This window comes from Mycobacterium sp. MOTT36Y, assembly GCF_000262165.1.
Classification (GTDB): domain Bacteria; phylum Actinomycetota; class Actinomycetes; order Mycobacteriales; family Mycobacteriaceae; genus Mycobacterium; species Mycobacterium intracellulare.
Map to the genome: position 1 here is coordinate 2,869,743 of NC_017904.1, position 13,963 is coordinate 2,883,705.

A 13,963-nucleotide genomic window follows, 5' to 3' on the forward strand; every position below is an offset into this window, starting at 1 on the left:
ACGCCCGGCTGGCCGCACGCTCGGCGAGTGGGTCTAGCGGAACACGCCGGGCAGGCTCAGCGTGGACAGCGTGTCATCCGACAGCGGGTTGTCGTTGACCATGTACGTCCACGTCGACGTCGGCCGCGCCAGCTTGGACAGGTCCAGTCCCGGCTCCTCCTCGAGGACGTTCGCGGTCTCGAAGGTCTGCTGGGCCGCCTCGATCGCGTCGGCGGCCAGCGACGCGAACGCGTCGACGGCCAACCGGTGAAACTCGTCCAGCGGGTTCTGCCGGCCCAGCGCCCGCAGGTGGATGCTCTCGCGGATGTCGGCCAGGTAGGCCAGATGGTCGGCCCAGCCGCGGTCCAGGTGATAGAGCATGATCTGCCGGCAGATCGTCTCGAGGCGTTCTTCGGAGATCTCCTCGGCCAGTTCCTCGTAGCGCTTGGGCGCCAGCTCGGCGAGCTCCTCGCGCGCGGTCGCGGTGCGCAGCAACGTATTTCGCCGATCGACGATGATGGCGCGCTGCTGGGCGATCAACTGGTTGTAGCGCCAGGTGTTCGCGTGCACGTCGAGCATGCGGCCCTCGGCGACCCGCTGGGCGTGGTCGAGGAGCCCGGCCGCCTTGGGGCTGACGATCCGGCCGTCCTCGTCGGTCTCCATCGGCAGTTTGTTGTGGTCCAGGTTGGCCGCCACGACGTCGTCTTCCCAGCTGGAGAAGAACACCGACGACCCCGGGTCGCCCTGCCGCCCGGCGCGGCCCCGCAGCTGGTTGTCCAGCCGCTCGGTGTGGTGCCGGCCGGTGCCCACGACGTGCAGCCCGCCCAGCTCGGCGACGCGGTCGTGGTCGGCCTCGTCGGAGCCGCCGAGCCGAATGTCGGTGCCGCGCCCGGCCATCTGCGTCGACACGGTGACCACGCCGAACTTGCCGGCCTCGGCGATGACCTGGGCCTCCTCGGCGTCGTTCTTCGCGTTGAGCACCACCGCGGGCACGCCGCGGCGCAGCAGCCGTTCGTGCAGGTCCTCGGACTCGGCGACATCGCGGGTGCCGACCAGCACCGGCTGCCCGGTCTCGTGGACGTCGGCGATGTGCGCGACGATCGCGTCGTTCTTGGCCGCGCCGGTGATGTAGACCCGGTCGGACTCGTCTTCGCGAATGTTGGGCTTGTTCGGCGGGATCGGCGACACACCGAGCTTGTAGAACTGGCGCAGCTGCTCGCCGGCGGCCAGCGCGGTGCCGGTCATGCCGCACACGGTGGCGTAGCGGTTGATCAGCGCCTGCACGGTGATGGTGTCGAGCACCTCGCCGGTTTCGGTGGTCTCGATGCCCTCCTTGGCCTCGACGGCGGCCTGCAGCCCGTCGGGCCAGCGCTGCAGCTGGGCGATGCGTCCGCGCGAGGAGTTGATCAGGTGCACCGCGTCGTCGCGCACGATGTAGTGCACGTCGCGCTGCAGCAGCACGTGCGCGTGCAGCGCGACGTTGACCTCCGTCAGCGTGGTGCCGACGTGCTCCTCGGAGTACAGGTCGATGCCGCCGAGCGCCTTTTCGACCTTGCGCGCGCCGGCGTCGGTCAGGTGGACGTTGCGGCTGTCGGAGTCCGTGTCGAAATCGGTGTCGGCGTTGAGTTCACCGACCAGCTTGATGATTTCGAGCCGCGGGGTCTCCCGATGCGTGGTTCCCGCCAGCACCAGCGGCACCAGCGCCTCGTCGACCAGCACCGAGTCGGCCTCGTCGATGAGGGCCACGTCGGGGTTGGGCGACACCAGGTCGTCGACGTCGGTCACCAGCTGATCGCGCAGCACGTCGAAGCCGATCTCGTTGACCGAGGCGTAGGTGACGTCGCAGCCGTACGCCGCCCGGCGCTCCTCGCTCGTCGACTCGGCGGTGATCCAGCCGACCGACAGCCCCATGGCTTCGATCAGCGGACCCATCCATTCGGCGTCACGGCGCGCCAGGTAATCGTTGATCGTCACCACGTGCACGTGCCGCCCGGCGATCGCGTACCCGGCGGCGGCGATCGCGCCGGCCAGGGTCTTGCCCTCGCCGGTAGCCATCTCGATCACGTCGCCGGCCAGCATCCGCAGCGCCCCGAGCAGCTGAACGTCGAACGGCCGCAACCCGCTCGCCCGTTCGGCGGCCTCGCGGGCGATGGCGAGGAATTGCGGGATGTCCTCGGAGTCGGCGAGGTCCTCGAGGTTGAGCAGCCCGGCCGCCTTGCGCAGCTGCTCGTCGCTCAGACCGGCCGCCTCGCCGTCGTATTCCGAGGAGTCGTTGACCTGGGTGAGGGAGCGGCTGCGGTCCTTTTCGGTGCTGGCGCCGAGCAGCTTCCAAAAGCGGCTGCTCAGCCGGCCGGGTTGAGCGCGGGTCGTCTTAGGCACAGGTCAACGGTACGCGGTGGGCCGCCCCGCCCACTCATCACGCGAGGTTGGATCGGCGTGGATAGGCGATGTCCGGGTCGGTGAGCACGTTGACGACGGCGGGCAGTCCGCTGGCGAAGGCCCGCTCCAGGGCGGGCCGCAGCTCGCCGGGTGCGGCCACCAGCTCGCCGTGGGCGCCCAGGGCGCGCGCCACCTCGTCGTAGCGGGTCCCCGGGCGCAGTTCGGCCACCACCGAATAGCCGTACAACGCTTCCATCGGGTGCTTTTCCAGGCCCCAGATGCCGTTGTTGCCGATCACGGACACGACGGGCACGTTGTGCCGGACCAACGTGTCCCATTCCATGCCGCTGAAGCCGAACGCGCCGTCGCCCTGCAGCAGCACCACCTGGCGCTGCGGCCGGGCCAGCTTGGCGGCCAGGGCGTAGCCGGGCCCAGAACCCAGGCAGCCGAAGGGGCCGCTGTCCAGCCAGCACCCCGGCAGGTAGCTGTCGATCACCCGGCCGGCGTAGGAGCCGAAGTCGCCGGCATCGATGACGACGATGGCGTCGCGGTCCAGCATGGGCGCCAACTCCGCGTACACCCGCATGGGGTGCAGCGGGACGCGGTCGTCGGCGAGCTCGGCGTTCTCCTTGGCGCGCGCGGCGGTCTCGGCCGCCCGGAGTTCCTCGACCCAGTCTCGGTGCCCGGCGCCCCCGGCGGTGGCCAGCGCCGCCAGGATCGTCAGCAGGTCACCGTAGAGCTCGGCCTGCACCGGCCGCGGATGGCGGCGCTCGGGTTGGACACGGTCGACCACGACGAGCTGGGTCTGTTGCCCGAACACCGCGCCGAAGCCGAGCCGGAAATCCATCGGCACGCCGACGATCAGCGCAACGTCGGCCTCCCCCAACGCTTTTCCGCGAACCCGGGAGAACGCCAACGGGTGGTCGGCCGGGACCGCGCCGCGGGCCATCCCGTTCATCAGCACCGGAATCTGGAGTTCCTCCGCCAGGCGCAGCAGTGCGGCTTCGCCGTGTCCCCACCACACGTTGGTGCCGGCCATGATCACCGGGCGCTTCGCCGCGGCCAGGAGACCGACGGCCCGGGTCAGCGCCTGGTCATCGGGTGCGGGTCCCGGCGGCACGTCGATAAGCGCCCCGGGGCGCGGGTCGTCGTCCGACATGGAGAACACGTGGTCCATCGGGAAGTCGACGAATCCCACGCCCGACGGCGCGCCGACCGCGGCGCGCAACGCGTCATCGACGAGCCGCCCGGCGTCGGCCGCCGATTGCGCGGTGGCGGCGAAGCGGGCCAGCGGCGCGACGAACGGCACGTGGTCTATCTCCTGCAGCGAGCCCATCCCCCAGCGCTGGGCCGGCGCCCGGCCGCCCAGCACCACGAGGGGCGACTGGTTCTGCTGCGCCGCCGCCATCGCGCTCATCCCGTTGGTGACGCCCGGCCCCGCGGTCAGCGCCGCCACGCCCGGGACCCTGGTCACCTTCGACCAGCCCTCGGCGGCGAAGGTCGCGGTCTGTTCGTGGCGGGTGTCGATCAGCCGGATACCCTCGTCGCGGCAGCCGTCGTAGATCGAGAACAGGTGACCGCCGGACAGCGTGAAGACGGTGTCGATTCCGCTGGCTTTGAGCCGGCGCGCGACGAGTCGGCCGGCATGTACGGTCTGGCTGGACGGAGCGTCGATGCTCATCTGCGCAGCCTATCGACAACCGCTCGGGTAGCTTGCGGGCTCGGGTAGCTTGCGGGGAAGTGCCGACCTCAGAAGGAGACGCCGAAATTGGACTCGAAGCTCTTCAAACCGTCCATTGATTGGTCGTCGGCATTTCAGGACTCCCTGCGGTGGCTCGCCATCGCTTGGGTCATCGGTGCCGTCTGTCTGCTGGCCGCGCTGGTCGCCGCCAGGTACCTGACCCCGTGGGGCCGTCAATTCTGGCGGATCACGCGCGGCTACTTCGTCGGGCCGACCAGCGTCAAGGCGTGGCTGGGACTCGGTGTGCTGCTACTGCTGGTGCTGTTCTCGGTCCGGCTCAACGTGCTGTTCAGCTATCAGAGCAACGACATGTACACGGCTTTGCAGGTGGCACTCAAGGGGCTCGCCACGGGCAACGAGGAAGTCAAACACTCCGGGATCCACAACTTTTGGGTCTCGCTCGGGATTTTCATCCTGCTGGCGGCCATCTTCATCGCCCGGGTGATCCTCGACATCTATTTGACGCAGCGGTTCATCATCGCCTGGCGCATGTGGCTGACGGGCCATCTCACCGACGACTGGCTCGCGGGCCGGGCCTATTACCGGGATCTGTTCATCGACAAGACGATTGACAACCCCGATCAGCGCATCCAACAGGATATCGACATCTTCACCGCGGGGGTGGGCGGCACCCCGAACATCCCGTCGAACGGGACGACCAGCACCCTGCTGTTCGGTGCCGTCAACGCGGTGGCATCGGTGATCTCGTTCGCCGCGATCCTGTGGAACCTGTCCGGGGACTTCAATCTGTTCGGTGTGAACGTGCCGCGTGCGATGTTCTGGACCGTCCTGGTCTATGTCTTGATCGTGACGGTGGTCGCGATTTGGCTTGGGCGCCCGCTGATTTGGCTGAGCTTCAACAACGAGAAACTCAACGCCGCGTTCCGTTACGCCCTGGTGCGGTTGCGCGACGCCGCGGAGGCGGTGGGCTTCTACCGTGGCGAGCGCGTCGAACGTACCCAATTGTGGCGGCGCTTCACGCCGATCATCGACAACTACCGCAGGTACGTCCGCCGGACCATCATCTTCAACGGATGGAACTGGTCGGCGACGCAGACCATCATTCCGCTGCCGTTGGCGATTCAGGCGCCGCGCCTGTTCACCGGGGAGATCGCCTTCGGCGATGTTACCCAGACCGCGCAGGCGTTCGGCAACATCAACGACTCACTGTCGTTCTTCCGCAACAACTATGACGCGTTCGCGGCCTTCCGGGCGGCGATCATCCGGTTGCACGGCCTCGTCGACGCCAACGACAAGGGCCGCGCGCTGCCCACCATTCTCGTCAAACCCAGCGAGGAGACCGCCGTCGAACTGCGCGGCATCGAGGTGCGCACGCCGGAGGGCGACCAGCTGGTCGACTCGCTGGACATCCAGCTCGACCTGGGCGACAGCCTGGTGATCACCGGACGCTCCGGAGCGGGCAAGACGACGCTGCTGCGCAGCCTGGCCGAATTGTGGCCGTACGCCTCGGGAACGCTGTGCCGTCCGGATGGCGACAACGAGACGATGTTCTTGTCGCAGTTGCCATATGTGCCGCTCGGCACGTTGCGCACCGTCGTGTGTTACCCGAATTCGCCGGACGGCGTCGCCGATGACCAACTGCGCGACGTGCTCACCAAGGTTGTTCTGGCGCCGCTCATCAGCCGGTTGGACGAGGAGCAGGACTGGGCCAAAGTGCTGTCCCCCGGCGAGCAGCAACGCGTCGCGTTCGCGCGCGTCCTGCTCACCCGGCCGAAGGCGGTCTTCCTCGACGAGGCGACCTCCGCGCTGGACGGCGGCCTGGAATACGCGCTGTACCAACTGGTTCGGGCGGAGCTGCCGGAATGCGTGCTCGTGAGCGTGAGCCATCGGCCCGCCGTCGAGCAGCACCACGAGCAGCAGCTGCACCTGCTCGGCGGCGGCGCGTGGCAGCTGGGGCCGGTCGAAAAGGAGCCCGCGCAGGTCTAGCGGCTACGCTGCCCCGGCCCGCCGCGCCGCGTGCGCTCCGGCGCTGGGTCGTCGCGCGCCTACGCTGCCCCGGCCCGCCGGGCCGCGTGCGCTCCGGCGCGGCGCCCGAAGAACGAACCCTCACCCAGCTGTGTCCCGCTGGCGTAACCCTTGCCGTCCTGGGCGAGGTTGGACGCGCAGGCGCCGGCGGCATACAGGCCGGGCACCACGGTGCCGTCGTCCCGTTGCACCTCACCGTCGACGGTCACCGCGAGGCCGCCGATCGTGAAGCCCGAGTACATCGCGCGCCCGAGCGACAAATCGAACACCGCCCACGGCCCATTGTCTTGCGGCGCAAGGAATTCCGGCTGCTTGTGGAAATCGGGATCCTCACCGGCGGCGGCGAACTCGTTGTAGCGGTCCAGCGTGGCCGCGAGGTTGCCGGCCGGGATGCCAAGCGCGGCTTCCATTTCCGCGATCGTCTCGTAGCCATCGAGGAAACGGATCAGCGGCATCGCGGGCATCTCGGTGTGCGCCTCGTCGACGATCAGGTAGGCGGTCTGCTCCGGCTGCTCGAGCACGAACGCCGAGGTGCGCGAATGGTAGGAGTCCTCGGCGACGAAGCGCTTGCCCTCCTTGTTGACGATGACACCGGTCAGCAGGACTTCGGGCGGGTAGGCCGCCGCGGTGATGAACAGCTCGTCCATGTGCTTGGTGGCCCCGCCCGCCGAGACCCCCATCCGGATGGACAGCCCGTCGTCGTTGGGGTTGCCCAGGATGTAAGGCGCCGCCAGCCCGTGATGCTTGGTGCGCCGCGGCTGGCCCAAAGCGGGAGTGTGCTCGGCGACCATCTCCGGATTCATCGCGAAACCACCGGCCGCGATGATGACGGCCTTGGCCTTGATGGCGCCCGTTTCGGTGAAGTGCTTCCAGGCGACGCCGACCACGGCGCCGTCGTCGTCCAGGATCAGATTGGTCGCCCCGGTCTCGTAGCGGGTCTGCACGCCCAGGGCGTCGGCGCGTTTCACCAGCAGGTCGATGACCATGGCCGCGCCGCCCAGCTCGCCGGGGACCGGCACGGAGTGCCCGCGCGGCGCCGGCTTGGCCCGCTCGCAGAAGGGCCACACCTTTTCGTTGCCCGTGTAGCTGAGGCCCTCGGTGCCCGGCGGCACGACGACTTTGCCCGGGTAGTAGCTGCGCTCGAACTGAAAGCCCAAGTCTTCCAGCCAGTTGAAATGCTCGACGCTGCCGTCGCAGTAGGCGCGGATCTTGTCGAGTTCGGGCTCACGCGACACCTCGACGAGGTACTTGTACATCTCCTCGGCGGAGTCGTCCTGACCGGTCGCCTGCTGCACCGCGGTCCCGCCGCCGAGGTAAAAGTGCCCTCCGGCAAGGGAAGTGGTTCCGCCGGCCGCGGCCGCGCGTTCGAGCACCAGCACCCGCGCCCCCTCGGCCGCCGCACTGACCGCGGCGCATCCGCCGGCGATGCCGAAGCCGATCACCAACACGTCGACCTCGTCGGACCACGACGTCACGTCGTTGGCGCTGACTGTTGGCGGTATCTCGGTGCTCATTGGCGCCACTCCTCCTCATCGCTGCGCTCTGCATCGTCGCCGGCGCTAGTCATCGCCGCTGCTCCTGTTTGATGTAGTCGTAAAACGCCCTCATTTCGGGCGCGATGTATGCGAACTCCACAAACGGCACTCCCGCCTGCGGCGCCGCGACGTAGGCGAATTGGATTCCGCCGGGCATCACGCCTTGCTGCACGACCGCGGCGCCCCGCTCGGCGGCCTGGACCAGCGCCGCCTCGAATTGCTCGGGGCCCTCGGCCTCCATGCAGATGTGGTGCAAACCGGCCCCGCACTCGCGCAAAAAGTCACTATAGATGTTCTCGCCCCGCACCGGTTGGATCAGCTCCAGCTGCATGTCGCCGAGATAGCTCAGGGAGATACTGGCGATGAAATCGGCGGGCTTGCCGTGATAGCTGCAGGCGTCCGGAGCAAAGTGCACGTCGGGGATGCGTACCCACTTCCTGACACCTAACAGGCCGGTGAGCGCCGTTTCTGTCGCGTCGAGGTCGGTGGTAACCCAGGCGATCTGCGTCGGCGACTCGAGAAGAGGGGTCATCGTCTCGCACAATAGTCCAGCCGCCGGGCCGCCAGAAAGGGGCCGAACGACTTTGCCATGCCGAATCGTTCCGCGCCCGAAATCCCGGGGTGAACACGTTCTAATTCGCTGCCCCTGTCCCGCCGGCGCTCCAAGGCGTCAATGCTGGGCGAGCACGTCCACCAGCAGTCGCACCTGGGTGTCGAAGATCGCTTCCGGGTCGGTCAGGGTGTCCGCGCCGTATTGCCCGAACACCTCCAGGCTGATGGCACCGAGCACCCCGGCCCACAACAAAAAGCACTTGGCAAGCACCTGATCGTCACCGGGAAATCCGAATTCGTGCCGGATGCGTTCGAAGTCCGACGACATCGGTTGCGGCGCAAGGTCATTGGTCAGGCGGATGTCCCCGGTGGCGATTCCGGCCGCGACGGCGTCGAACAACGCCGCGACGACCCGGGTGCCGACGGCCACCGTGCGCTCCGGAGGCGCGTGATAACCGGGGACCGGGCTGCCGTATAGGAGCGCCCAGCACGCGGGGTGCGCGACGGCCCACCGCCGGGTCGCCCGCGCGATGGCGATGACGTCGTCGCTCCACAGTTCTCTCACGGTTTCGCGGGCGCGTTCCACGGTGTCGGCCAGGTCGGAATAGGCGTCGACCAGCAGCAAGGTCAGCAACTCGTCGCGGCTGGCGACGTACCGGTACACCGCCGAGGACACCATGCCCAGGTCGCGGGCTATGGCGCGCACCGACAGTCCGGCCGCACCGCGTTCCACCAGCTGGCGGCGACCGAGTTCGATGATGCGCGCCTCGATCTGTTCCCGCGACTGCTGGCGTTTGCCCACGCGGTCAGTCTGACACAACCGAGAACGCTGCTCTTGCTTTCCGAACCGGGGTGTGGCAGCGTCATCAAAGCGAGAGCGCCGCTCTCGTTAATTCCGAGGAGCTTCGCCGGAAGGACCCGCCATGCCCACGCGTTATGAGGAGCCGAACCGGGCCGCCCGCGCGGCCAACGTGGTGATCCGCTGGCTTGCCGACGCGGGGATCAGCATCGCCGGCACCCGTGCGCTGCGCGTTCGCGGCCGCAAGTCGGGCAAGCAGCGCGCGGTCGTGGTCAACCTGCTGACCGTCGACGGGGTGGACTACCTGGTCTCGCCCCGCGGCAACACCCAGTGGGCGCGCAACGTCCGGGCCGCGGCCGTCGTCGAGGTGGGTCCTCGGTGGCGCCGGCACCGCGTTTGCGCCACCGAGGTCGACGACGCGGCCAAGCCCGATCTGCTGCGGCGCTACCTGTCCCGGTGGTACTGGCAGGTCAAGGACTACGTCGCGGGGCTGACGCCGGACAGCAGCGACGAGGAGTTCCGCGCCGCGGCGCCCACGATTCCGGTATTCGCGCTGGCCAAGGCGCGCTGACGGCGTCCGATCGGGGCCCTAACGCGCGTTGTCCCGCGCCCCGAGATCCTCGCGAACCTGCTGCGAGGTGGCCCCCCACGACACCGCCGCGGGGAAGTCCCCCCACACGCTGTTGAAGATCCCGACGAGCTGTCCCGGGCCGCCACCGGGCGCCAGATACACCGGCCCGCCGGAGTCGCCGTTGTGGCTCTGCACGCCGTTGGACATGGTGAACCAGCCGTTGTTCACGCTCTGCACCGTCCCGCAGGTCTCCCCGGTGATCACGCCGTAGTGACAGATCGGCTGCCCGGGCGCCAGCGCCAGTCCGGGGTCGGAGACCAGCGGACGACCACTCGGCAGGATGTTGTTCGCCGTGACGTCGTTGTCCAGCACGATCGCCTCGTAATCGTTGATCACCTGGCTCGTGGACACCGTCGTCCCGCTGGGGGTGTTGTCCCGGAAGGCCGCCAGGCGGCCGATGACGGTGCCGCCCCGATCCGTCACCACTCCGCCCCCGCCGCGGCAGTGCCCCGCGGTGAACGCGACCTTCAGGGCCGGGTCGACGTATCCCAACGTGCAGACGCGGTTGTCCTGGCGTATCTCCATGCCCGGATACACCAGGACATCGGCCTTTGTCGGCGCGGCCGGCAGCAAGGAGGCGAGCGCGGCGACAGTAACCGACGCGGCGAAGGCGCGCGTTGCCAGGCGATGCACCATGAACTCCGATCCATCGGGCGGACACCGACGGGAGGTCGAGGTTACGGCGTAACCGTCCTCCACGTTCAGCTTTTCGCGCCGCGCAGCGCCGATGTTACAGAGAGGTCACGAGCGTGGCGGCGGCATCGGTCGGGCCGGCCGTGCGCGGGGCCCAGCCGGGCGGGCCGAACACGTAGCCCAGCCGGTCCCGCAGCCGGGTCGCGGTTCGCCAGTCGCGGGCGATCGCGACGTATTCGCGCGTCTGCAGCTTCCAGATGTTGAAGGTGTCCACCTGCTTCGTGAGGCCGTAGTGGGGGCGGAACAGCTCGGGCTGGAAGGTGCCGAACAGCCGGTCCCAGATGATGAAGATGCCGCCGTAGTTCTTGTCGAGGTACACCTTGTCCATTCCGTGGTGCACCCGGTGGTGCGACGGCGTGTTGAAGACGAACTCGAACGGCCGCGGCAGCTTGTCGATGTGCTCGGTGTGGATCCAGAACTGGTAGATCAAGTTCACGGAGAAGCTGAAGAACACCATCCATGGCGGAATTCCCAACAGCGGCAACGGGATCCACATCAAGATCTCGCCGCTGTTGTTCCACTTCTGGCGCAGCGCGGTGGCGAAGTTGTAGTACTCGCTGGAGTGGTGGGCCTGATGGGTCGCCCAGATCAACCGCACCCGGTGGGCGATACGGTGGTACGCGTAGTACAGCAGGTCGACGCCGAGAATCGCGATCACCCACGTGTACCACGTGGCCACCGAAAGGTGCCACGGCGCCACGTAGGCATAGATCGCGGCGTAGCCGAGCAGGGCCAGGGTCTTCCAGCCGGCGGTGGTGGCCACCGAAACCAGCCCCATCGAGATGCTGGTCAGCGAGTCGCGGGTGCGGTGCGCCCCCGACGGGGGCCGCGCGGCGTCGGCCGCGAGGTGTTCCAGCTTGCGGGCCGCGGTCCATTCGAGGGTCAGCAGCAGCAAGAAGAACGGGATGGCGAGCAGCACCGGGTCCCGCATCTGCGGGGGCAAGGCGGACAGGAAGCCGGAGAGGGCGCTCACACCGGTAAGACTACGACGACCGCCGCGCCGCTCAGCGACGATCGTCGGTCTGCACGTCGTTGCCGGCGTACCACTGGACCGCGCGAACGCCGGGCAGCAGGGATAGCTCGGCCACCAGCCGCTCCAGCCGGGCGGGGGCGTCGCCGTCCATCAGCAGGTGGGCGGTCAAGGTGATCTCGTCGTCGGCCGGATGCCCGGTGTGGATCCCGCGAAGCGTGATGTCGTTGCCGCCGGCGTGCTGGACGATCTGGGCGCGCGCGTATTTCTCGTGCTTGGGGCGGCAGACCACCTGCACCAGATAGGGCAGCAGGCTTTCGTCTTCGTCAGCACTGTTGTCGCGGTCGATCAACCGGCCGAGAGGGCGCCCCAGCACGTGAATGCCGATGACCGTGCCGGTGCCGATCAACGCGAAGACCAGGTGCCCGGAAGCGGCCAGCACGCCGATGGCCGCCGAACACCACAGGGTGGCGGCGGTGTTGAGGCCGCGAACGTTGACGCCCTCCCGCAGGATCACGCCACCGCCGAGGAAGCCGATGCCCGACACCACATAGGACGCGACCCGGGTCGGGCTGGAATCCGACGTGGCCGCGGCGTACAGGACGAACAGGGTTGCGCCGCCGGCAACCAGCGCGTTGGTGCGCAGGCCGGCCCGACGGGCCCGCCACTGCCGTTCCAGGCCGATGAGGGCGCCGCAACCCACGCCGACGCCCAGGCGGAGCGCGAAATCGACGGCGCTCAGCGTTTCCACGACACGCTCCTTCCCGGTGGCTCGACGGCGAAGGGAGCTAACCAAATCCGGATTAACCGCAAGTGGAGCCCAACCGAACCGCCGACGTCGGGAGGTATCCTCCCGCGGGCGGCGAGTCTCAGGCTAACCGGCTTTGGGCGTGATGTGGTGGGGGCAGTAGGCGCTCGAGGCGAGGGCCGCGAACTTGGCGGCGGCGTCCATCGTCATCCCGGGGTTTTGATCCTTGATGTCGCTGACGACCTGCAAACCGGTTTCGCCGCGGCCCATCAACCCGCACACGGCCTTGGCGGACGTGATGACTTGGCTGGGGCTGCTATAGGTGATGCCGGAACTGTCGAGGTTGGCCAAAAACGCGGCATCGTCACCCTCCGGCTCGGCGTGCGCGGGCGCCGCGAAACCGATCACGCCGACGGCGCCGAGCAGCGCAGCGAAACGTTTCATGCCGATCCCGCCTTGCCGAGCCGGGCGTCGGGCAACGTCACCTTCGGCTTGTCTCCGCTGGACACGTGCACCGCGTGGATGCCGGGCTTTTTCGACAATTGGTCGAGCAGATCGTCGAGTCCGGCCTTGTCGACGTTCCAGTGCTGCACGGCTTCCGGTTGTTTTTGCAGCTTGGCGATGACGTCGTCGAGTTTCACGGGCTCGGCGGGCTTCGTCGCTCCCCCGGCGCGGGCCCGCACGCCCCTGCCGCTCACGACCTGCGGCGTGACGGCGCCGAGGGCACCTCCGGTCAGGCTGCCCAGCGCCATCTGACCGAGCAGGCTGCCCGGGATTGCGGCCGCGGGCGCCGCGGCGATGCCGGCGCTCGGCGCCAGGCCGCTGGCCAGCCGGATCGCCGGGGTGGCCGAGGCCCAGGCCGGTGGCACCGACAGCTTGCCCACCACGTTCGCCTCACCCATGCCCGCCGATACCGCGCTCGTCAGGCCCGCGCCGGCCGACCGCATCCCGAGACCGGCCCCCAGCGCGGACTTCGGGATGTCCAGGCCCTCGACCGGTAGGTTGTAGAACATCTTGAACTCGGTCATGGCGAGGTTGATCGGGCTCATGCTGTCGTTGGCGACGGTGCTGAACCGGCCGATGTCGGCGAGGATCCCGAAGGTGTTCTGCCACGTCGTCCCGGCCAACGGCGACCCGGTCAGGGTGTTGAGCACCTGGTCCCAGAACTCCATGTAACCGCGGGACGCGTTGCCGATGGCCTCGAGCAGGTCACTGAAGATGCCCGACGGCGGGGCCGCCGCGTCCGTGGCCGCGGCGGTGCCGCTTGCCTCGCCCAGCGCGGCCGCCTGCGCGGCGATCCCGGTTTCGTTGGTGGTCTGGGGCGGCTCGGTGAACGGTGCCAGTCGCGTGGCGGCCGCCGACGCGCCGGCGTAGGCGTACATCGCGGCGGCGTCCTGGGCCCACATTTCCGCGTATTCGGCCTCGGTGGCGGCGATCGCGGCGGTGTTCTGCCCGAAGGCGTTGGTTGCCAACAGCGTTGCCAGCCGGACGCGGTTGGCCGCGATCTCGGTCGGCGGCACCACCGCCGCGAAGGCGCTCTCGTAGGCGCCCGCCGCCGCCGTGGCCTGCACGGACGCCGTCTTCGCCTGCGCCGAGGTCTCCGACATCCAGGCCACGTAGGGCGCGGCCGCGGCGGCCATCGCGACCGCCGACGGGCCGGCCCACGCCTCGTTGGCCAGGCCCTCGACGATCGCACCGTAGGACGACGCCGTGGACTGCAGCTCGGCGGCCAACGCCTCCCAGGCGGCGGCGGCCGCCAGCATCGGTCCCGCCCCAGGGCCGGTGTACATCTGGCCGGAGGTGATTTCGGGTGGCTGCACTGCGAAATTCATCGGCGTGCCCTTCCCGCGCCACCCGGGCCGCTGGCCGCCGACGAACCGGGAGTGCTGGCAAACATGCCGTGAATCGCCGACGTTTGCGGCGGTGAGGTCACCGAAGACATCGGTCGTC

The 13,963-nt window shown here is 68.7% G+C and carries 12 protein-coding genes; 2 read left to right on the top strand and 10 right to left on the bottom strand.

What is annotated here, in order from left to right; translation table 11 throughout:
- Positions 1-33 precede the first annotated feature (33 nt).
- Both secA2 and W7S_RS13225 read right to left on the bottom strand, forming a co-directional pair.
- A complete protein-coding gene (secA2, locus tag W7S_RS13220) occupies positions 34-2,358 on the bottom strand; it encodes an accessory Sec system translocase SecA2 (RefSeq protein ID WP_009957618.1) in 2,325 nt (774 codons plus the stop codon).
- Positions 2,359-2,395: 37 nt separating this feature from the next.
- Positions 2,396-4,039 carry an acetolactate synthase gene (locus W7S_RS13225; protein WP_014711693.1) on the bottom strand — a complete coding sequence of 548 codons (1,644 nt, stop codon included), beginning with the start codon at positions 4,037-4,039 and terminating at the stop codon, positions 2,396-2,398.
- A gap of 87 nt (positions 4,040-4,126) precedes the next feature.
- On the opposite strand from W7S_RS13225, the gene W7S_RS13230 reads away from it, so the two are divergent.
- Complete coding sequence (locus W7S_RS13230; protein ID WP_014711694.1) at positions 4,127-6,046, top strand: ABC transporter ATP-binding protein/permease; 1,920 nt, start codon at positions 4,127-4,129, stop codon at positions 6,044-6,046.
- Between the two features lie 59 nt (positions 6,047-6,105).
- Here W7S_RS13230 and W7S_RS13235 read toward each other — a convergent pair whose 3' ends face one another.
- The 3 genes from W7S_RS13235 to W7S_RS13245 form a co-directional block, all read right to left on the bottom strand.
- Positions 6,106-7,599 (bottom strand): FAD-binding protein, encoded by a 1,494-nt coding sequence (locus W7S_RS13235; protein ID WP_014711695.1) that lies wholly within the window; start codon positions 7,597-7,599, stop codon positions 6,106-6,108.
- 49 nt (positions 7,600-7,648) lie between these two features.
- On the bottom strand, positions 7,649-8,152 hold the full coding sequence (locus W7S_RS13240; RefSeq protein WP_014711696.1) for a VOC family protein: 504 nt from the start codon (positions 8,150-8,152) through the stop codon (positions 7,649-7,651).
- A 138-nt stretch (positions 8,153-8,290) separates the two neighbouring features.
- Positions 8,291-8,974 (bottom strand): TetR/AcrR family transcriptional regulator, encoded by a 684-nt coding sequence (locus tag W7S_RS13245; protein WP_198346937.1) that lies wholly within the window; start codon positions 8,972-8,974, stop codon positions 8,291-8,293.
- Positions 8,975-9,095: 121 nt separating this feature from the next.
- Here W7S_RS13245 and W7S_RS13250 point away from each other — a divergent pair, with 121 nt between their 5' ends.
- Entirely contained in the window at positions 9,096-9,542 is a 447-nt protein-coding gene (locus W7S_RS13250) for a nitroreductase/quinone reductase family protein (RefSeq protein ID WP_014711698.1), read from the top strand.
- Positions 9,543-9,560: 18 nt separating this feature from the next.
- On the opposite strand, the gene W7S_RS13255 is transcribed toward W7S_RS13250, so the two are convergent.
- From W7S_RS13255 to W7S_RS13275, 5 genes are all read right to left on the bottom strand, one after another.
- Complete coding sequence (locus W7S_RS13255) at positions 9,561-10,238, bottom strand: hypothetical protein (protein ID WP_014711699.1); 678 nt, start codon at positions 10,236-10,238, stop codon at positions 9,561-9,563.
- 94 nt (positions 10,239-10,332) lie between these two features.
- The gene (locus W7S_RS13260) at positions 10,333-11,268 is read right to left on the bottom strand and encodes a sterol desaturase family protein (RefSeq protein WP_041297847.1); all 936 of its coding nucleotides are present in this window, start codon (positions 11,266-11,268) and stop codon (positions 10,333-10,335) included.
- Positions 11,269-11,299: 31 nt separating this feature from the next.
- Positions 11,300-12,016 carry an MgtC/SapB family protein gene (locus tag W7S_RS13265; RefSeq protein WP_008257013.1) on the bottom strand — a complete coding sequence of 239 codons (717 nt, stop codon included), beginning with the start codon at positions 12,014-12,016 and terminating at the stop codon, positions 11,300-11,302.
- A gap of 123 nt (positions 12,017-12,139) precedes the next feature.
- Positions 12,140-12,457, bottom strand: coding sequence for a DUF732 domain-containing protein (locus W7S_RS13270; RefSeq protein ID WP_008257015.1), 318 nt, complete (start codon positions 12,455-12,457; stop codon positions 12,140-12,142).
- Entirely contained in the window at positions 12,454-13,845 is a 1,392-nt protein-coding gene (locus tag W7S_RS13275) for a PPE family protein (protein ID WP_020822608.1), read from the bottom strand. Before W7S_RS13275 ends, W7S_RS13270 begins: the two co-directional genes overlap by 4 nt.
- Between the last annotated feature and the right edge of the window lie 118 nt (positions 13,846-13,963).